The sequence below is a fragment of the Nocardiopsis tropica genome (assembly GCF_042660575.1).
Taxonomy (GTDB): domain Bacteria; phylum Actinomycetota; class Actinomycetes; order Streptosporangiales; family Streptosporangiaceae; genus Nocardiopsis; species Nocardiopsis tropica.
Genome location: NZ_JBHSUF010000001.1, coordinates 78,498 through 98,058 on the forward strand (window position 1 = coordinate 78,498; position 19,561 = coordinate 98,058).

Annotated in this window: 19 protein-coding genes; 7 read left to right on the top strand and 12 right to left on the bottom strand. The window is 70.0% G+C overall.

Features of this window, described 5'->3' with window-relative positions:
- Nucleotides 1-617 precede the first annotated feature (617 nt).
- A complete protein-coding gene (locus tag ACFQBR_RS00335; RefSeq protein ID WP_267950482.1) occupies nt 618-836 on the bottom strand; it encodes a hypothetical protein in 219 nt (72 codons plus the stop codon).
- A 249-nt stretch (nt 837-1,085) separates the two neighbouring features.
- On the opposite strand from ACFQBR_RS00335, the gene ACFQBR_RS00340 reads away from it, so the two are divergent.
- The 7 genes from ACFQBR_RS00340 to ACFQBR_RS00370 all read left to right on the top strand — a co-directional run bounded on the left by ACFQBR_RS00340 (nt 1,086) and on the right by ACFQBR_RS00370 (nt 8,019).
- Nucleotides 1,086-1,778 carry a GntR family transcriptional regulator gene (locus ACFQBR_RS00340; protein WP_267946109.1) on the top strand — a complete coding sequence of 231 codons (693 nt, stop codon included), beginning with the start codon at nt 1,086-1,088 and terminating at the stop codon, nt 1,776-1,778.
- Between the two features lie 138 nt (nt 1,779-1,916).
- The gene (locus tag ACFQBR_RS00345; protein WP_267946108.1) at nt 1,917-3,251 is read left to right on the top strand and encodes an MFS transporter; all 1,335 of its coding nucleotides are present in this window, start codon (nt 1,917-1,919) and stop codon (nt 3,249-3,251) included.
- A complete protein-coding gene (locus tag ACFQBR_RS00350; RefSeq protein ID WP_267946107.1) occupies nt 3,248-4,180 on the top strand; it encodes an ornithine cyclodeaminase family protein in 933 nt (310 codons plus the stop codon). Before ACFQBR_RS00345 ends, ACFQBR_RS00350 begins: the two co-directional genes overlap by 4 nt.
- A gap of 116 nt (nt 4,181-4,296) precedes the next feature.
- Nucleotides 4,297-4,623, top strand: coding sequence for a hypothetical protein (locus ACFQBR_RS00355; RefSeq protein ID WP_378551685.1), 327 nt, complete (start codon nt 4,297-4,299; stop codon nt 4,621-4,623).
- A gap of 251 nt (nt 4,624-4,874) precedes the next feature.
- On the top strand, nt 4,875-5,846 hold the full coding sequence (locus ACFQBR_RS00360) for a hypothetical protein (protein ID WP_344179485.1): 972 nt from the start codon (nt 4,875-4,877) through the stop codon (nt 5,844-5,846).
- 62 nt (nt 5,847-5,908) lie between these two features.
- Entirely contained in the window at nt 5,909-6,175 is a 267-nt protein-coding gene (locus tag ACFQBR_RS00365; RefSeq protein ID WP_344179483.1) for a hypothetical protein, read from the top strand.
- 671 nt (nt 6,176-6,846) lie between these two features.
- Nucleotides 6,847-8,019, top strand: coding sequence for a DNRLRE domain-containing protein (locus tag ACFQBR_RS00370; protein WP_344179481.1), 1,173 nt, complete (start codon nt 6,847-6,849; stop codon nt 8,017-8,019).
- A gap of 425 nt (nt 8,020-8,444) precedes the next feature.
- Here ACFQBR_RS00370 and ACFQBR_RS00375 read toward each other — a convergent pair whose 3' ends face one another.
- From ACFQBR_RS00375 to ACFQBR_RS00425, 11 genes are all read right to left on the bottom strand, one after another.
- A complete protein-coding gene (locus tag ACFQBR_RS00375; RefSeq protein ID WP_344179479.1) occupies nt 8,445-8,843 on the bottom strand; it encodes a hypothetical protein in 399 nt (132 codons plus the stop codon).
- Nucleotides 8,844-9,190: 347 nt separating this feature from the next.
- On the bottom strand, nt 9,191-11,275 hold the full coding sequence (locus ACFQBR_RS00380) for a hypothetical protein (protein WP_344179477.1): 2,085 nt from the start codon (nt 11,273-11,275) through the stop codon (nt 9,191-9,193).
- Nucleotides 11,272-12,420, bottom strand: a complete 1,149-nt coding sequence (locus ACFQBR_RS00385) for a 5'-methylthioadenosine/S-adenosylhomocysteine nucleosidase family protein (protein WP_344179475.1) — start codon at nt 12,418-12,420, stop codon at nt 11,272-11,274. The genes ACFQBR_RS00380 and ACFQBR_RS00385 overlap by 4 nt, the downstream gene beginning before the upstream one ends.
- Complete coding sequence (locus ACFQBR_RS00390; protein ID WP_344179473.1) at nt 12,417-13,148, bottom strand: NUDIX hydrolase; 732 nt, start codon at nt 13,146-13,148, stop codon at nt 12,417-12,419. Before ACFQBR_RS00390 ends, ACFQBR_RS00385 begins: the two co-directional genes overlap by 4 nt.
- 222 nt (nt 13,149-13,370) lie before the next feature.
- The gene (locus ACFQBR_RS00395; protein WP_344179471.1) at nt 13,371-13,511 is read right to left on the bottom strand and encodes a hypothetical protein; all 141 of its coding nucleotides are present in this window, start codon (nt 13,509-13,511) and stop codon (nt 13,371-13,373) included.
- A gap of 490 nt (nt 13,512-14,001) precedes the next feature.
- On the bottom strand, nt 14,002-15,426 hold the full coding sequence (locus tag ACFQBR_RS00400) for a DUF6119 family protein (RefSeq protein ID WP_344179469.1): 1,425 nt from the start codon (nt 15,424-15,426) through the stop codon (nt 14,002-14,004).
- 28 nt (nt 15,427-15,454) lie between these two features.
- On the bottom strand, nt 15,455-16,003 hold the full coding sequence (locus tag ACFQBR_RS00405) for a histidine phosphatase family protein (protein WP_344179467.1): 549 nt from the start codon (nt 16,001-16,003) through the stop codon (nt 15,455-15,457).
- On the bottom strand, nt 15,996-16,757 hold the full coding sequence (locus tag ACFQBR_RS00410; protein ID WP_344179465.1) for an SDR family NAD(P)-dependent oxidoreductase: 762 nt from the start codon (nt 16,755-16,757) through the stop codon (nt 15,996-15,998). The genes ACFQBR_RS00405 and ACFQBR_RS00410 overlap by 8 nt, the downstream gene beginning before the upstream one ends.
- Nucleotides 16,742-17,872, bottom strand: a complete 1,131-nt coding sequence (locus tag ACFQBR_RS00415) for a hypothetical protein (RefSeq protein ID WP_344179463.1) — start codon at nt 17,870-17,872, stop codon at nt 16,742-16,744. The genes ACFQBR_RS00410 and ACFQBR_RS00415 overlap by 16 nt, the downstream gene beginning before the upstream one ends.
- Nucleotides 17,869-18,969, bottom strand: coding sequence for a glycosyltransferase family 9 protein (locus ACFQBR_RS00420; RefSeq protein WP_378551692.1), 1,101 nt, complete (start codon nt 18,967-18,969; stop codon nt 17,869-17,871). Before ACFQBR_RS00420 ends, ACFQBR_RS00415 begins: the two co-directional genes overlap by 4 nt.
- Nucleotides 18,970-18,977: 8 nt before the next feature.
- Nucleotides 18,978-19,550 carry a phosphoribosyltransferase gene (locus ACFQBR_RS00425; RefSeq protein WP_344179458.1) on the bottom strand — a complete coding sequence of 191 codons (573 nt, stop codon included), beginning with the start codon at nt 19,548-19,550 and terminating at the stop codon, nt 18,978-18,980.
- Nucleotides 19,551-19,561 lie beyond the last annotated feature (11 nt).

Below are 19,561 nucleotides of genomic sequence, written 5' to 3' on the forward strand. Positions count from 1 at the left end.
ACCCGCTGGCCCGTGGAGGCGGCCCCCTGGGGCGGCCCGGCCGCCCCGTGCGGACGTCCGGCCCCGGGAACCCGCTGCGGTTCCCGGCCGGCAGGACCCCTCCGCGCGGCCGCCGGCCCCGCAGGAGCCCCCTCAGCTGGCTCAGCGGCCTCGCCCGGAGCCGAAGGATTCGGTGACCCCGGGGGCGACGCCGCACCGGACTTCCCGCGTTCGGGTGCCCGCCCGGCACACTGAGGCCGAACACAGCGGGAAGGCACGGCCCCGCACGGTACCCACCGTGCGGGGCCGTCCCGCGTCTCCGTCCCCGTCCCCGGGACCTCCCGACCGGGCGCCGGCCCGGCCCGGACGCACACGGGAACCCCGCCCTCCCCACGGATCCCCGCGGGAGCACACCGGCGCAGGCCCCGGCGACGACCGCGCGCACCCTCGCGGAGAGCACGGCGCCGCGGGCGGCGTCCAGGGGGTGGTCGTCGATCTCGCGGGCGGCGCGGCGCAGCACCGACTCCGCGGAGCGCAGGTCCCGGACCGCCGCGCCGGACACGCCGAAGCCCGGCCGGGAGACCGGCCGGGCTTGCCGTCCGCGAAGCTCGCGACGGGGCCCGCTCTGCTGTGCGGCCCTACTTCTTGGCCTCTTCGAGCCTGAGCGCCACCCCGAGCGCGAAAAAGGTCGGCGCCCACTCACCGACGAACAGGCCCTTGCGCTCGGCCGCGTCCTTGCCGGCGTCCTCCTTCTTCTTGGACGCCAGCCACGTCAGAATGGTCAGGCCGATGGACGCTGCGCCCGCGCAGTAGGCCATTTCGGAGGTGACGCCCAGTTCGGACAGCTTGCGGATCATGTCGTCTCCCTTGTGGTCGCGGACCTTGCTCGTGCCGCACTCGTGCCGCTGCCCGGGTCCGAGCCGGGACAAACCCAAGGGAGTGCGAGGAATGCCGTGGGTGACCTGGGCCGACCGCGCGCGGCGCCGCCTCCGGAGCCGGACGGAGCACCGCAGGGAAGGGCCCGGAACCCCCGCTCCGGCGGGCCCCGGCGGGGAGCGTGGCATCCTGGGAGCGACAGGAGCCCGCCCGAGGAGGAAACGCACCGCATGAGCATCGACGCGCGCCGGGCCCGGACGACTCCCGTCCTCGGGTCGCTCGCCGAGCCCACGAGCCTCCGCTCCCGGGTGACCCAGGTTCTGCGCGAGGCCATGGTCGCCGGGGAGCTCGCACCCGACACCATCTACTCGGCCCCGGCGCTGGCCGAACGCCTCGGCGTCTCCGCCACCCCGGTCCGGGAGGCCATGATGGAGCTGACCCGGGAGGGCCTCGTCGAGACGATCCGGCACCGCGGGTACCGGGTGGTCGAACTCGGCGACGTCGCGCTCGACGAGATCATCGAGCTGCGAGCCCTCATCGAGGTCCCGACCGTCGGCCGTGTCGCCGGGACGGCCACCGCCGAGCAGGTCGCCCGGCTGCGCCCGCTCGCGGACCGGCTCACGGAGACCGCCGAGTCGGGGGAGCTCCGGGAGTTCGTCGCCGCGGACACGGCCTTCCACCTCCAGCTGCTCGCCATCGCGGGCAACGCCCGGATCGTCGAGGAGGTGCGGCGCCTGCGCGGCATGTCGCGCCTGTCGGCGCTGCGCCGCCTCCACCAGGAGGGGCGCCTCACCGCCACGGCCCGGGAGCACCACGCCCTGCTGGACCGTGTCGAGGCCCGCGACGCCCCGGGCGCGGAGGCGCTCATGAGGCACCACCTCGGGCACGTGCGCGGGGTCTGGGCGGGCCTCCCCGAGTCCTGACACGGCCTCCGCGACGGCGGCGGTCCGGGAACCGGCCAGGTCACGAGGGTTTGCCTAAGTGCAATGTGAAATTGTACGTTGCACTAGTCCCCTTCATGAGGCCCACGTCACGTCGGCCCCCACCCCCAGGAGTTGTGCGTGTCACCGCAACAGTCCACGGTCGGAAAACCGGCCACCAACCGCCGGGTGCTCATCGGCAGCCTCAGCGGCAGCACCATCGAGTGGTTCGACTTCTTCCTCTACGCGACAGCCGCCGCGCTGATCTTCGACAAGCAGTTCTTCCCCAACGACGACCCCCTGATCTCGTTGATGCTGTCGTACCTGTCGCTGTCGCTGACCTTCTTCATCCGGCCGTTCGGCGGCATCGTCTTCTCCCACATCGGCGACCGCATCGGCCGCAAGAAGACCCTCGTCATCACCCTGTCGCTCATGGGCGGCGCCACCGTGGCGATCGGCCTGCTGCCCAACTACGACCAGGTCGGCGTCCTCGCCCCGGTCCTGCTGATCCTCTGCCGCGTGGTCCAGGGCCTGGCGATCGGCGGCGAGTGGGGCGGCGCCCTCCTCCTCGCCTACGAGTACGCGCCCGAGAACCGCCGGGGCTTCTTCGGCTCCGTGCCCCAGACCGGCATCACCATCGGCATGCTGATGTCCACGGTCGCCTTCGCGCTCGTGAGCCTCATGCCCGCGGCCGCGTTCGAGTCCTGGGGCTGGCGCATCCCGTTCGTCGCCAGCGTCGTCCTCGTCTTCGTCGGCCTGTGGATCCGCAAGGGCCTCGCCGAGACCCCGGCGTTCCGCGAGGCCAAGGAGAGCGGCGACGTCGCCAAGCTGCCGATCATCGACACGCTCCGCGACCACTGGCGTTCCGTGCTCGTGGCCGTCGGCGCCAAGGTCGTCGAGACCGCGCCGTTCTACATCTTCGCGACGTTCGTCGTCAGCTACGCCACGGGCACGCTCGACATGGAGCAGTCCGTCGTCCTCAACGCCGTGAGCGCCGGGGCCCTCGTCAGCACCTTCGGCATCCTGCTCATGGGCAGGCTCTCCGACCGGCTCGGCCGCCCCGCCGTGTTCCTCGGGGGCGCGGTGCTCATCGCCGCCTTCGCGGCCCCCTTCTTCATGCTGCTCGACCTCCGGATGGACTGGGCCGTGTACGCGGCCGTCGTGATCAGCCTCGGCCTCGTGTGGCCCCCGGTCACCGCGACCCTCGGCACCCTGACCTCGGAGATCTTCACGACGCGCGTCCGCTACACCGGTGTGACCCTCGGCTACCAGGTCGGCGCGGCCCTCGCCGGCGGCACCGCGCCGCTCCTGGCGACCTGGCTGCTCGCCCGGTTCGACGGCGCCTGGTGGCCCATCGCCGCGTACCTGGTGGTCCTGGCGGCCATCTCGATCTGCGCGGTCTCGCTCTCCGGACGGATCGTGCGCAAGGAGTCCGCGGCGATCGCCGCCAGAGAGAACGACAAGGTGACCCCATGAACCCCGCACCCGCCGGCCTGCCCCTCGTCGACGCGGAGGAGGTCCGCGCCCGGATCAGCCCCTCGCGCGCACGGGAACTGGTCGAGAGCGCTCTGCTCGACGGCTTCGACCCGGCCGGGGACCCGGCCCGCGCCCACGCCCCGGCAGGGGAGGGCCACCTGCTGCTCATGCCCTCGACGCTGGGGGAGTGGGTCGGCGTCAAGATCGCGTCCGTGTCCCCGGACAACCCCGGGCGCGGACTCCCGCGGATCCAGGCCGTCTACATGCTCATGGACGCGCGGACGCTGACACCGCGCCTGCTCGTCGACGGCGTCGCCCTCACCTCGCTGCGCACGCCGGCCACCTCCGCCGTGGCCGCCGACCGGCTCGCCGCGCCCGACGCCTCACGGCTCGTCGTGTTCGGGACCGGTCCGCAGGCCGTCTCGCATACCGTGGCGATCGCGGGGATCCGGGACCTCGCCGACGTCCGGCTGATCGGCCGTACCCCCGGCAAGGTCGCGTCCGCCCTCGCCGAGATCGCCGCGCACGGCATCACGGCGGAGGCCGGCACCGCCGCCGACGTCGCGGACGCCGACATCGTCGTGTGCGCGACGTCCGCCGCCGAGCCCCTGTTCGACGGCTCCCTCGTCCGCGACGGCGCCTGCGTGGTCGCCATCGGTTCCCACGAACCGGACCGCCGCGAACTCGACGCGGCACTGATGGGACGCTCCCACGTCGTCGTCGAGGAGCGCGGCGCCGCGCTGCGCGAGTGCGGCGACGTCGTGCTCGCGATCGGCGAGGGGACGCTCACCGCAGAGGACCTCGTCGGCCTCGCACCCCTCGTGCGCGGGGAGGCGCACCGCAGCACCGACCGCCCCAACGTGTTCAAGGGGTCCGGCATGTCCTGGCAGGACCTCGCCGTGGCGGTGGGAGTGGCCCCCGCCCGCTGAGCCGGTGGCGCCGGGGGCGTGCACGGCGCCGCCCCCGGCCCGCGGGGACGGGCGGAGGGCGCCCGGCCGGTCAGCGGCCGGTGTGGCCTCCCGCGCCACGGGGCAGGGTTCCCGACATGCGGGAACCCGAACGCACCGCCGACGGCCGCCACGTCGTGATCGGCGGTCGGCGGTGGCGGGCGAGCGACCCCGACCTGCCGGACGGGGTGCGCGAGGACCTGGTCGGCCACCTGATGTCGGCCCGCAGGGACGTGGCGGCGGCGCTGCGCTCGCGGGATCCCGGGGCGGAGCGGCTGGCACGGTCCCGGGTGGCCCTGGCCAAGGAGGGCCTGGGCGAACGCGGGACCCCCTGGTGGGAGCTCACCGGTGACGAGCGCCGGAGCCGTTGGGAGGAGGCGCTGCGCCGCCTCGGCGGACCGGGACCGGAGGGGGCGCCGCCCTGAGCCGCCCCGGGCGTGGGACGCACCGCCGGGGAGCACCGGGACGGAGTCGCAGGAGACGCCCTGAGCAGGGGGAACGGTTTTTCCGGCGGCAGTCGCGGGTACAGGGGGCGGACACACCCGCGCTTCCCGAGCGGTGGCGAACAGGGCGTTCGGTGCGGGTGTTCGCGCCATGGACGACGGGCAGACCGCATCCCCGGGAGGGCGCAGGGGCCGCCGGGTGTGCCCGGACCACGCAGAAGGGTGCCGACACGGTGAACCAGAGTTCCCAGGAGACCGGCAAGGGCAAGGAGCGGACCACGCGCGCCGGCGGCAGGAGAACGGGGAAGGGCGACGCACCGGACGAGGGGACCGCGAAGCCGGGGACCGCGCGGGCGAGGCGGTCCGACGGTGCGGAGGAGGAGTCGGAGCCCCTCCGGGAGGACGTCCACCGGGACCCAGGCAGAGAGGAGACGGACGTGCTCCTCGACGTGCCGGTCCTGAAGGTCGACGAGATCGAGCTCGAGGTCGAGAACCTCCTGGCCTCCGTATCGCTCCAGGCCGAGGTGCTGGACCTGCTCAAACTGAAGGTGGGGGCGGACGTCGAACTCGGCCGCGTCCACCTGAACATCAAGGGCGTCGAGGCCCAGGCCCTGCTCAAGGTCCGGCTCGACAACGTCCGGGACATCATCACCCGGGTGCTGCAGACCATCGACACGAACCCGCAGATCCTCGAGCAGGTGACCCGGGGCGTGGGGACCTCGCTCGAACAGGTCGCGGGCGGTGCGGGACAGGCCGTGGGGGCCCTGGGCCGGGGTGCCGGAGGCGCCGTGGAGGGCGTGGGCCGGGGCGCGGGGAAGGCCGTGGAGGACGTCGGCGCCGGTGCGGGGACCGCCGTCGAGGAGGTCGGCGCGGGAGCCGGCAGCGCGGTGCAGGACGTCGGCACGGGGGCGGGGAAGGCGACGGAGGGCGTCGGCGCGGGAGCCGGAAGCGCTGCGGAGGACGTCGGCAGGGGCGTGGGGGGCGCGGCCGAGGATGCCGGGGCCGCTGCGAAGGACGTCGGCAAGGGTGCGGGCAGCGCGGCGAAGAGTACCGGCCAGGGTGCCGGGGCCGCGGCCAAGGGCGCCGGGACCGCGGCGAAGGGCGCGGCGAAGAGTACAGGGAAGGGCGCCGGGACCGCGGCGAAGAGTACAGGGAAGGGCGCCGGGGGCACGGCCAAGGGCACCGGCGGCAGGGCCCGGAAGTAGGGCCCGGGGCCGCCTGGCCCGGTGGACGCGGACCCGCCCGGCGGCAGACGGGGGTGGAGACCATGGGTGACCGGAAACGAACCGAGTACGACGTGGAGATCAGCGCCTCCGCGACCGCGGACGAGCTGGTCTTCCACGAGGCCCCGGAGGTCGTGTCCCGGCCCTGGGGGGAGCCGAACCAGGAGGGGACCGCCGGCAGCGACCGCTCGGGGCTTCCCCGGCCCGTCATGACCGGGGTCGTCTACGAGGACATCCGCGCCGACTACCGGCTCGCCAGCCGCATCCGCCCACCCGGGGAACGGTCCGAGGACGACGCCGAAGAGGGGTGAGCCCCGGGAGGCCGTCCCGGCGGGAGCCGGAGGCGACCGGGCCCGCCCCACGGCGTCCGGCCGGGACGGGGCGGCGGGAAGAGCGCCCGACCATCGATAGCGACGTATATGCGTTTTCCGGATTTCCGAAAAGAGTCTGTGGATAAGGGGTTTCTGTCAAAGGCGGATCCCCGCCGGGCGTGGAGTGCTGTCCGGCCGGCCAGGTCCGTGTTCTGGACGGCGCGCTTCCACGACCCGCCGCCGCGCTGCCCGGGAATGACGGCGGGGAGGCGGAACGGAACAAGCACCCCGGTTCGCGGGGCGACCGCCGTGTCATGGCGGACCCGCCGGAGCGGCCGGGGGCGCGGACGCCCCTCCCTCGCGAGGCGCTGTCGCGGAGGGCGTGTGTCCCTGAACCCCGGGAAGCGGCCGATTTTCGGACCGACGTGAAGCGCAGTTCGATGGTTGCCGATTAAAGGTCGATCATGTGTTCGATTTCTTCTGTGCGGAGGTCGTTGCGGATGGCACCGTGTTTCCGGTGGTAGTAATTCTGTTTTTGGTCTGTATTTATGCCGCTGGGATTTGTGGGCCGCTGCGGGAATTTGATAACTTCCTGGTTGTCGGAGCGGGGCCCGCATGTCCCGCCCGTATTCTTTTTCGGTCATAGTCGGAATGTGTAGGCACCCCCCGTCATGCGTCGTTCCCTGCCCCGTGCGACGACGGCCTGTGCGATTTTCGCCCTGGTCCTCTCGCTGCTGGCCGCCGCCCCGGTCGCGGCCGACGATGAGGCCCCGGCCGCCGGCGGGCCGGTCGCCTCCGGGGAGCGCGGCGCCCGGGAGGAGCTGAGCGGCGCGCGGGGGACCGCCGACCCGGCCGACGGGGCCCCCGGGCCGACCGGCTCCGACGCGGACGGCCCTCACGAACAGGTGCGCTCCGGCGGAGGCCGGACCGAAGCCGGGAGTTCCGCGTGGACCTACGTCGACCGGGCCTTCCCCGACCGGTCCTACGGCGGCGCCGAGACCGCCAGCGTGGGCACGGGGCGCCTCGCCTGGGACCGCGTCTACACCCGCAGGGCCCTGTTCCGGTTCCCGGTCGCGCCCGGCTCCGGCGCCGTCGTCGACTCCGCGGTGCTCCGTACCGAGGTGGTGTGGTCCTACGACTGCGACAGCACCTCCTACGCGCAGGTGCACCGGGTCGACCCCTTCCACGGAGGGACCACCTGGAACGACCAGCCCGAGGCCCGCGCCCTGCTCGACACCCGGAGCATCACGGGAGGGCAGGCCGCCTGCCCCGTGGACGGGGGTGTCGAGTTCGACGTCACCGAGGCCTACCGGTGGGCCGTGGACAACGGGGAGTCCCACCTCCACCTCCGGCTCGGTGAACGCGACGAGTCCGGAACCGCGGCCTGGCTCCGCTTCGACGTCGGGAGCGCGCCGCCGGTGCTGGTGGTCGACCACGGCGCGCCGCGGTACCCGGGCAAGGCCGTCGGCCCGGCCGGGCTCACGGGCAGCCTCCCGCGCGGGGCCGCTGATGCCGGGCCGGCCGGGGACCGCGCCGCCGTCCACGACGAGAACTCCCCCGTCCCCTCACCGGACCGGTCCGCGGGAGGGCCCGGCCTTCCCGGAGGCACCGTCCCCGGGGTCGTGGGAAGCCATGCCGCACGTGTTCCCGGCCCCGGCGCCGCGGACCGGCTCCGGAGCGGGGGTGGACAGGTCCGTCCCCGGCGGGGGGAACGGGCCGTGCGCCCGGCCGCTCCGCGCAGCCGCCGACCGCAGGGCGGGGGGACGTCCACCCCGGCCCGGGGACCTCCGGTCCGCCCGGTCGGAAACCGCTCCCCGGTTCACCGGCCACGGAGAACCGGTTGACGGACGACGGCACCCGTCCCTCCCGGTGTGGAATCCGGTTGGGCGGAGGCACGCACCGGCGGCAGCCCGAGGGGTCGGGCAGGCCGCTCTCCGAGCGCCGCGGCGGGCGGGGCACGGAAGCGGTCGGAGAACCGTCGTCGCCGCACCGGCCACAAGACGCGGTGGCCGCCTGCGGTGACGGCACGGTCGCGCCGAGAGGAGAGGTGCTCGTCCCGAAGCCGGACGCATCTACGGCAGAGCCCGGCAGGGGGCTCTGCCGCCGGAAGCCGCGGTGGTCCGGAACCGCCTGTGCGCGTGGGCACCGCACAGGGGGACTCCGGGCCGCCACCGGCATGCGCGGAGATCGGGCGGGTGCCCCGCCCGGAGCCCGGAAAGGTCGCTCCGGAGGGCGAGGAGTCGAGCGCGGTCGCCGTGCGCGCGGATGATCAGCCCACGCCGATGAACAGCACGATGTTCGCCGCCACGTAGATCACGGTCGCCACCCCCAGGCCGAGCAGCATCACCCAGGCGGCGGGCCTCCTCCTGCTCAGGTGCACGATCGACCAGACGGTGACGATCAGCCAGACCACCCACGGCGAGAAGATCATCAGTGGGACGGCCGTGTCGACGGCGCCGCCGCAGTCGCTTCCACAGCTCGCGGTCGCCATGACCGAGAAAAAGCCCCAGGCACTCGTCCCGAGGCACACCAGTGGCGCGAGGCAGATGAGGACGATCGTGATCGCCTTGTCCGCGGGGGACCCCTGTCGGCGCTGCGGCGAGGCGCCCGGCCGGGAACCGGGCCGGGGGGAGTTCGGGGGGACCCCGAAGGGGGGTGCTTGGGACATGGGCGTCATCCTGCCACGTGCGGGGATCGACGACCAGGGCGGCCGGCTCCGGTTCCCCCGCTGTTCCGCCGCCGGACAGGGTGGCCGTCGCTTCCCCACGGACACGGGAGAGGCCCTGGCCTCTGCGCTTCCGCGCTGGTCAGGGCCTCTCTCCTCTGGGGTGGGTGACGGGACTTGAACTGTGGTGGGGGAGTGCCCTGACCTGCGGCGACATGAGAAGCCGCAGGTAGGGGCGGAGGTGGGTGCTCGGTTGCGTCGGGTTGCCCCCGCGTTTCACTGGGCGGCGTGCACCCTCCGGGTGCACGCCCTGGGCCCGTCTGGTGCACCCTCGCGGGTGCACCGGATACTCACGGTACGGGGGCCACCCGATCCGGAAGCGGTTGGGTTGATCGTTCGCGTCGGGCTGTGCCGTTCCGTACCGGTGAGGCAGCACCCGCATCCGAAGCAGCATCGGGCTCGGAAGCCTCAGACGCGAAAGCGGGTGGAGGATCCGTCGCGCGCTCGAACCACGGTTTTCCCTCGGCGGCCATGCCTTCGAGAATGCGGAGCGTGTGGGAGAATCCGGCGGCGTCGAGGTTGATCATTGAGGCCTCGTCCCGCGACTCCTCGTCCACCGCATCATGGGTGGGAGCCTCGGGCACGATGATGCTCTTGGTGGGGCCGTTGGTCAGCGTGATGTTCAAGGTATAGCTGCGTGCGCTCACTATCTCGATCTGGACCGAGGAGACCGCGTCGAAACGGTAGTTGATCCGTGAGTTGGTCCGCCATTGTGCCTGCTCGAAGTCGAGAACGGCTATGGCCTCGCGAACCCCCTCGTCAGTGACCAGGAAGACCCGGATCTCGTATTTCGAATGGCGCCAGGGGCCGCGCGGTACGTGGGCCGACTTGCAGGGGCGCTTGGCTGTCGTGAGGAAGGCGTGCGTGGTGACCTCGTGCCACGCCAGACGGTAGTGCTTCAGGGTCTCGTCGAGGAGCAGAGTCTTGTCCGCATCCAGCCAGGCCTCCATCTCCGTCTCCGTGGGGCGCAGGTCATCGAGTTTGCCCTTCCACCTCGCGTACTCGTCCTGCCGAGTACCGAGGATCTCCTTCCTCTCCTGAAGCTCTTCGTCGTAGCGTCGGTGTTCGCTGTAGATCTTCATCCACAGGGGAATCGCGAACCAGCCGGCGATCACCGTGAGCAAGGCGCTGCCTACCGCGGCCACAGGTGCCTGTTGGAAGGCGGTGGTTACGGTGCTCACTGTCGCCGCCGCCAGAAGCAGGCACAGGATCACGCACCGGATCTTGGTCGCCGTGTCCACCTTGTGTAGTTCGTGTGGTTCCAAGGGCTGGTCTGTGAGCCAGCGCCGACGCACATCACGCACCATGAACCGGATTAGCCAGCGCACCCGATCGGTCTCGATGCCGGTTTCCCGGTAGGTCCGGGCAACCTCGTCGCACAGGGAGCGCCGTACGCCCTTCGTCTGCTCCAGCCATGTGCTCCTGCTCTTCGTTGCAGGGGCGTACTTGGCGAAGTAGTGGTCGAAATCGTGGGTCACCTGGTCGGTGAAACCTCCCTTAGGAGGGGGCGGGGAGGAGAACAGGTAACCGTACTCGCGTTCCTTGGCCATCCTTCGCCGGTGTTGGTGGTTCCAGAGGGTGACGTGCCATCCCGCGACCGGTCCGAAGACGAACACGGCCAGGCAGGAGACCAGTGCCAGCAGGCTGCCCTGTGCGAGGGCGGATTTCATCATGGTCGCAACGGCGAACAGGAACACACCTGCCAGGACCAGTCCTCTGAGGGCATCCCAGCCAGAAGTGGACTTCGGTGCAGGATACCTGGCCCGAGCCTCGGCGGGTTTCGGCGCGAAATAGGCCCAGACGCGGTTAATCCGTTCACCGGCACCCTGTGCCTCTGCGGCGTTCTCCCGGAGTTGATGCCACACACCTTGCCTCATGCTGCCGGTGAGCACCAGCTCGAGGTGGCGCAGGACCAGACCGTGCTGCGGCTCGGGCAGGGAACGCAGTTGGTCCATCGCCGCGTCGGAGTCCCCACCGGACCCGTCCACGCAGGACAGCAGAGCGAAGACGACGTTCAGCCCCTTCCGCCACCCGTTGCGCCCTCCTGGTCCCGTTCGTGCGGACAGATCGGCCAGGAGTGCGCGCTCCTCTTTCGCGAGATCCCGGTAGGAGCGTTTACTGAGGATCGCCAAGACCCAGTGAAAGCGAACTTCAGAGTCGTCGACCCCCTGTGCTCGTGCACGCTCGATGTGTTTACGCGCCTTCCTCGGAATCCCATCGTTGAGATACTGACGTCCCACCATGTATTCGCGCTCGGGCGGGTCGTCGGGGTTCAACACGTACACATTGGAGTTGTGCATCTGCCCGACCTGGGCTCCGACGAAGGAACCAGGCTCGGCGGTGTTGGTGGTGGTGAAGGTGTCGTGCTCGTTCACGAGAGCCCCTTCACCGCGGTGATCAGCGTCGCGACCTGCGCGGCCAGCGACGCCAGGTCGCCGAGTAGCCCCCGCAGGCGCTTCAGGGCCAGGACCGAGGTCTTCCTGCTCTCAGGTGTTCCCTCCTCGATCCCCTTGCCGGCGATGTCGATCTCGGCCGACGCCGCCTCGTGGGTGTCCTCGTCGATGCGTCCCGCCGAGCGCTCCCGCGCCAGCTTCTCCCTGAGCGCGGCGAGTTCGTCCGTGATCCCGCTCCCGCCGGACCCGGGTGCAGCGAAGGACACATGGAACGTGCTGTCGCGCACGTGGCCCGCCTGGACGCCGACACTCCCGTAGGCGGTGTTGGTGACGTTGCCTCCGTCACCGGAGTTGCTGTCCTTGCGCATGCCGGGGGACTCCTCTTGTTTGATGAGTTCTTCCGCGAGGTCCAGGGCGAAGGCCGCGGCGTTCGCGGCGGCGACCGGCTGCCACTCACGGTCCGCCTCGGTGGCCTTCGTGCCGTCGGCGCGGTCACTGATGCCGCGCACGATCGCCACCGGTGCGCCGCTCAGGTGACCGGCCTGGGCGACGCCCGCACCCTCCATCTCGATGGCCAGTGCGTCGTTGTAGGTCTGCCTGATCCACTCGGCCTCGCGGGAGATACGCGAGTTCTGCACGATCTCTCCGGCAGCGATGGGGCCCAGGTGGGCCTGGGGGCGCGGCCTCTCCGGCGGTGTGTGCCTGGCCCACTCGCCGATCCTGGCCAGGTGCGCGACCGTCTGGGCGATGCCGTGCGGTGACTCCCACGCGCGGGGCCGGGCCTTGAGCCCGTCGTCCTCGCTGGTTCCGCCGTGGTAGGCGTACACGTGCGTCGCCACGACCACGTCACCCAGGGGAGGCGTGTCCCACAGGGCTCCGGCCACGCCCACGAAGAGCACCGCGGCCGGTGAGAACTCCTGGACGGCCCGCTCGACCAGCACCGCCGACGACTGGTTGCCCTTACCGGTGAGCCCGAGGACGACGCGTCCACGGCCGCCGGGCAGTGTTCCGATCTCGAACCGGGTACCCCGGGCGTGCAGGTGCGGTTCGGGGAAGTGGAGCCGCTCCCGCACGGCCTTGTACTCCAGGTTCAGGGCGGTCAGCACCACCACGAGGTCGTCGCTCATTCTTCGTCCTCACTCTGGGTCGGGGGTAGGGGGCGCATCATCGGCGGACGCAGTATCTGCTGGGGGCCGGTACGGAAGAGGCGGGCGGGGCGTCCCTTGGTGATGCGACGGTCCGGGACGACCGGGGCGAGGAAGTTCGGTACCGCCTGGACCTTGCGGTAGAAGTTGCGCGGGTCCAGCTCGAACCCCCACACCGCCTCGTAGACCCGTTGCAGTTCGGCGATGGTGAAGCTCTCGTCGCAGAAGGCCGCGGCCAGCGAGGTGTGCTCGATCTTCGAGCGGGCTCTTTCCAGCCCGTCGTCGAGGATCTGCCGGTGGTCGAAGGCGAGTTGTCTGCGGCCTTGGGAGAACTCCTCGACGGGAAGCCAGGAGGCAGCCGAGGCGTCGGTACCGGCCTCGGGTTCGGGCAGGCCAGGGGCGATGGCGAGATAGGCGACGGAGACGATGCGTCCGCGCGGGTCCCGTCCAGGGGTTCCGTAGGCACCCAACTGCTCCAGATGGAGTTCGGTCGCGTCGAGGTTGGCTTCCTCACGTAGCTCTCGGCAGGCGGCGTCGAAGACGTCCTCACCGGCATCGGCGATGAAGCCGCCGGGCAGGGCCAGTTCACCTTTGTAGGGGTCGATGCCCCGTTCGATGAGGAGGACGTGGAGGGCTGAGGACCGCAGGGTCAGGATGACGAGGTCAACGGTCAACAGCACGGAGGGTGGTTGCCACGTTTCGTTCTGCATGCGCTGAGCCTAGCTTCCTGTCAGAACGACAGGAAGCATTTTTCAAAAATTGGTGCTCGTGGCCATTTGTTTTGTTGGTGTGTGTCGAGAAGCCTGTGGTTTTGGTGTTTCTGGTGGTCTGTAAGTGCTTTTTGGGGAGTTCTTGCGGTCGACCGGCCGGCTCCCGGTTCCGGCCAGCCGTGGAGGGCGTCCTCGGGTTCTGCCAACGGTGGACGCTTCGTGTCACCGGCTGACGGCGATGACCTCCGGCTTCGCGCCCAGGATCCTGAGGAAGCTGGCCGTGTGCAGCAGAGAGTTCTGGACGAAGAAGAGCGGGTCCACAGTCACCGGCTCTCCCTCCTTGAGGAGGGTGCCGAGAAGCACGGTCGGTTCCCTGAACCCGGTTGGCCGGGTGGTCGAGGGCGAGTCCGTTGAGCTTCTCGGTGAACTTCTGCAGGGCCTCGGTGTCGTGCCTGAGGTCTCGACGCACCTCTTCGCCCAGGCGAAGAGGTGCGTCGAGCGGGCCGGTGCCGGAGGGGGCCTTCTGGCACCAGGCATATTCCTGTCCCCGTGCACCCCCACACACGCAAAAGCCCCTGACCCTTGCGCGTCTGCGCTGGTCAGGGGCTTGTGCCTCTGGGGTGAGTGACGGGACTTGAATGCTGGTGGGGGAGGGGGTTGACCTGCGGTGATGTGAGAATTCGCAGGTCATGGGAGAGGTGTTCACCTAGTTGTGCCGGGTTGCCCCGCGTTGCGCTGGGTGGTGTGCACCCGGAGGGTGCACACCGTTGGCCTGCCTGGTGCACCCGGGCGGGTGCACTACAGGCCGAGATGGACGGCACCCATGTTGAGTGGAGACCGCATTGGCTTGGGATCACCTGCTGATGGAGACGACCTCAAGTCGTGCATTCAGGCCCTTCAGCACGTTGTCCGTGTGCAGTAGGGAGATCTGGGCGAAGGAGAAGAGGGAGTCCACGGTCACCGGTTCCCCCTCCTTGAGAAGGATGCCGAGGACCACGGTTGGTTCCTTGAAACCTCGGTCGGCCGGATGACCGGGGGCGAGTTCGTCGAGCTTCTCGGCGAACTTTTGCCTGGCCTCGGTGTCGTACCTGAGCGTCTCGACGCACATCTTCGCCTGTGCGAAGAGGTGGTTGAGTGGGGCAGTGCCGGAGGGGGCCTTCTTGACGTGGATGAGCTGGCCTTCGGGACCGAGCACGTCGCAGACCTCCCAGCCGCCGCCGTTGAGCCGTGCGGTGTGCACGTTCTTCTTGTCCAGGTGGACGTAGCCCTTCTGCTTCGCGGCATTCTGCTTGTTGTAGGACCCCTCGTCTTTGTCCTTGGGCCAGGGCGGCAGGGTGATACTGCTGGGCCGGGCGAGCAGTTCGGTGACCCGTCGCTTGACGGTCTCCAGGTACTTGGTTCCCACCTCGTACCATTGGCTCTGCCACAGAAAGTAGTGGACGTTGTTCTCGGTGACCTCCGCCGTGAGCCACCGCAAGGCGGATACCTCGCCACTGAGCGTCTCCTTGGCCTCGGTGTCCGAAAACATCTGGACTTTGCCTTTGCGCAGCGTGCTCAGGCGCTCTCCCACAGGGCGTTCGCGGAGAGGGAACGTGAGAACGTCAGCGTCGAGTTCGGACAGGTTCCGCGTACGGCCGACCAGTTTGACCCGAAAGGTCTCGGTCGCGTCGAATCCTTCCCTGCACTCGGACGGCACGGCTAGGGCGACTCGGCTGAGATCGCCAGTCCCCAGCATCGCGTCGAGTCGTTCGTCCAGGTGCTGGGCCAGGTCCGACTTGTCCCGCAACGGCAGTACGTGGGTGATGAACTCAAACTCCGGCAGAGGGTCGGGCCGATCGCACACCTCCTCGATGGCATGCAGGTCGCGGATGAGATCTTTCGGGGCCCGCCCCAGACGGAGCTTGACCGAACGGTCGTTGCCGGTGATGTGGGCGGAGCGCTCGCCGTCGCTGGTGAAAGTCAGGTTGACCCCGCTGATCTTCCCCGCGATATGGCTGACGATCTCCCCGAACTCCTCGATGCCGAAACCGCGGATGTGCTCACCGGAGGCGACCGAGTTCTCGTCGCTACGCCCGCGCGCGTCCATGACCTGTCGGCGAACCCGGGTGACGCCGTCCTTGTCCAGACAGCGCACGGCGAGCGACAGCGCATTGTCATACAGAGCATGCGCGCTGCTGAGGTCCCCGCCGCCGACAGTGCGTCGGCAGAGGTGACCGCCTCGATGGCTGCCCACAGAGGCGCTGGAGTGGCTCAACGCCTGACGGCCGAAGCCAGCCATGAGGCCACCAACCACACGGGCATGACTTTTAGCGGTGACGGATCTCAAGGAACGACCATGGGCTGCGTGTGGCGTTGCTGAACGCGGTGGCGGCTGGTTCGGTGCTGATGAACATGGAGAGGAAGAGCGTGTGCGAGACCACCAACAGGGAACCTTCCTGTTCCACGAAGATGGACAGCCGGGTGCGGGCACACGCGGCCCGTTCACTCAACTCCTGTAGGGATTCTCCGTCCCTGTATCTGTTGGTGGGGTCAAGGGTTCGTCGCACGCGCCAGCGGGTGTAGTCCTCGGGGAACTCGTCAGGGGGGAGCCCTTGGACTGCGGTGGGGCTGCGCCACTCCCGGAGGTCGGGGACGGGCTCCAGCAAGGGGATCCCGGAATGTTTAGTCAGGAGTTTGGCGGTCTGGAGCGCGCGTGGCAGAGGGCTGGAGACAATCGCGGCCACGGGTGGCAGAACCTGTGCGGCGACGATCGCCTCTCTGCGGCCCCGGGGCGAGAGCTCCGCGTCGTCGGGTGCGTGGTAGCCCGGACGGTGCCCGACGTAGTGTCCGTGCCGCATGAGGTAGAGGTCAGCCAAGGACCCACCCTCCATCCACACGCAGTGTCTGACCGGTGATGAATCCAGCCTCATCACTGGCGAGAAACGCGACGGCGGAGGCCACGTCCTCGGGGTGTCCGCGACGCTGTACGCACTGGCGGGCGAGCTGTCGCTTCTCCATGGCGACGGGATCAGGGACGACGTTGCCCTCGGCAGGCACCCGGATAGAGCCAGGAGCCACGCAGTTTACGGTGATGCCGTGTTCGCCGAGCTCGCGTGCGAGTGCGCGGGTGAGCCCTTCGAGGCCGGCCTTCGCCGCGATGTAGTCGGCCAGTTCGCGGCGGCCCGTGTGGGTTAGGACGCTGCCGACTGTCACGATACGGCCGTGGCAGCGGGAGATCATCTGCGGTACGGCGGCCTGCGCCAGCAGGTGGTGGGCGGTCAGATTGAGGGACAGGCACTCGTCCCAGCGGCCCGAGGTGAGGTCTGCATGGGGTGTTCGGGGGTAGTCTCCGGCGGCGGTGACGAGGATGTCCGGTGCCCCCATCCAGTCGTGAACACGCTCGTAGAGGTCAGAGGCAGCGGTGGCCGAGCGCAGGTCCGCTGCAAAGGCTTCGGCTTCTCCGCTCATGCTCCTGATCTCCTGGGCGAGTTCGTGGACGTCATCGGGTGCGTCGAAGTGGGCCAGCGCCACACAGGCACCGGAGTGCGCAAGCGTGCGGGCGATGGCCGAACCTATGCCCCCGGTGGCCCCCGTCACCAGCGCCAGACGGCCGTTCAGTGTGTAGGGCACGAGGACTCCGTGAGGTTGAAGAAGCTCCAGGGTGAGAAGTCGGGAGCCATGCACTGTGCGAGCTTGGCGAGTAGGTACAGCCGCTGGTCCGGTGCCAGTTCGGCCAGGTTGAACACGCCGATGATTCGCATCGCGAGGTAGGGGCGGAGAGCATCGGAGAGGGCGTGCCCAGGGAAGTAACGAGCGGTGAGTGGGCGGACGAGCCGTTCCCAGTAGTGGGACAGCACCCGCCATCGTGCGAGGGCGAGCCGGTCGGTGAAGTGGACGTGGACGGTGCCCGCCTGGAGGCGGGTACTGACGTGTGGCGTGTTCACGGGAACACGGTCGAACGTGGCGGGATGCTGGGTGAACGCCTCCGGGTTGAGAGTGGGGACCAGCCATCCCCCGAGGACGGTCATGTAGAAGCTGAAGTTGGCGATCTCTCCCGCGATGGCGTTGCGCCCGGCGGTGTCGTAGTCGAGCCAGGCAAGGGGAACGGCGAGGTTGACGTCGGTCGGGTCGCCCTGGCTGATCACGCTCCAGACGGGAGAGTCGAACGCGGTGCGGAGCCAGCGGAGCGCTCCGGACCAGTCGAGCTGGTAGTGGCTCCCGTTGACGTACATGCCCGTCTGCGCCAGGTCACTGAATTCCGGCCCGTCCACGGTTCCGGTCAGCGGGAGGTCATGGTCGGCGTAGTAGTGATCGAGTCGCCCTCCGGGTATTGCCCGGTCTCGGTAGAGCTTGCCGGCCACGGCGGAGGGCGGGCACAGCTCAGCGGTCTCAGTGAAGACGCGCAGATAGGTGCTGGTCAGTTCCCGCATGTAGCCGTCCAGGGGCGCGTGGTCGGCGGTGTCGGGGGTGTTGAGCAGGTCCAGGAGCAGCCCGCGGTCGGTGTCCACGGGCAGCCGCTCGTACACCAGGACGGTACGGCCGAGGAGACGGGCGCGGTAGTGGAGAGCGGGCACCGGGTACCAGTCGCTCAGCAGACGGTGGCCGCGTACCTCGGCGCGGGCCTCGTCGTGGTCGGGCATGCGCTTGGCGATGAGGCGCCGTCGCGGGGTGTCGATCGGGTAGAGCCGGTTGCGGGTGAACCTCAGCGGGGCCCCGATGCGTGGGAGCAGATTCAGTGCCCTCATGCGCCACTCCGTTCCAGAGCGAGTAGAGCGGTGTCCGCGAGGAGGTCCGGGGAGATCGCGGACAGCGGGGCGCGTCCGTTGTTATCGGTGTCGTCCAATCCATCGCGTACCGGGCACATGTCCCGGAGGTGCATGCGTTCGGAGAAGGGCGTGGCGAGCGCGTGGTGATGGCCGAGCCCGGTTCGCCATTTGCTGTGGGAGTGCCGCCCGTACAGCCCGATGACATCGGCCCTGGCCGAGACGAGCGCGGCCAGGTGGGTCAGCCCGGTGTCATTGCCCAAGACCACGTCGCAGCGGGCGAACAGGTCCATCAGGGTCGCCAGGCCGGCGCCCGGGACCGATTCGGTCTGGACGCCAGCCGCATCCGTGGGCGGTCGGGGAGCCGACTTGTCGTGGCCGGACACGACGAGGAGCCGTACATGACGGCCGGACCGTTCCCCGATGATCTGGGCGGCGTCGGTGAACCGTTCGGCTCCGTAGTCCTTGCGGCCGGGCCAACTGGTCGCGGTGACGGCCGCGATCGTCAACGCCTCCCCGGCGGGTTCAGCGGCACTGCGGGCCAGGGGCGGCAGGAATGGCGGCTCACCCGGCAGCCGGAGGCCGATCCGCTCCTCCAACCCCAGGTAGTAGCGCGCGGGCAGGTGGGTGTGGGCGCGTTGGCCGTCGTCGCGGCAATGGGCCTGCTCCGGATAGCAGAGGAGGACGTGGTCATCCTCGGTCGGCCGGGCCAGCCGCACACCGGCGTCGTCGCCGATGATGAGCCGTGGAGAGCAGCCGCGCGAACAGGCTGTGCTCGTTGTCGGGTACAGGCACCCGTACCGGGCCAACGAGCTGATCGGGACGGTGCGTCCGAGCAAGGTGAGCGCGTCGGTGACCGCGGCAACCGCACCGAAGGCGAGAAGGGAGTCACCCAGTTTGCCGTCAAAGCCCACCACCACCCGAGCGCATCGGTCCAGGGCGCTTCGGAGCTCGGGGTCGGGTGCCTTGGGAAGGACGGCACCGACGGGCGTCACGGGCCGGTCATAACCGAGCGGGATGCTGAGCACCTGCTTCGGTGTGTAGGCGGTGTTCCCCCAATGCCGGGTCACCAGGTGCACGACCGGGCTCATCCGTCCCGTCCGATCCGGGTGAGGGAGACGAGGGGCAGACCGGCCTCTTCGAGGATGGACCTTGCCTGGTACCGGGTGTCCTCAGCCAGGCACACCGCAGCGACCGGGTGCGCCCCGTGACGGCGTAGGGCCTGAGCGAGGTTCACCAGGGTGATGCCGGTCGTCACCTCGTCGTCGACCAGGACGTAGCCGTGCCCGGGAGCGATTCCGTAGGCGAACACGTTGGGGCGGTTGGCGTGGCCCTCGACGAAGTGAACGGCGCCAGGCAGGGGAACGCGCACCTTCCACGCGAGCTTGTACGGGAGCCCCGAGGCCATGCTCACCGCGAGCGCCGGCACGATGCCGCCCGCGTCCAGACCGAGGACCGCGTCGGCGCCCGAGACGGCAGGAATCGTGTGGCGCAGGGCTTCCCACAACAGACGCCCTGCGCCGGAGAGTTGCTCCGGGGAGACCGCTGACCGGGCGCCGTCGAGATCGTGCACCACCCGTTCGGGTCGACTGCTCGGCCCCGCGTCCAGCCGCGCCACGACCTCGGCGTGAAAGCCCGTGCCCTGGGTGACCGCTTCCATGGTTGTCCTCT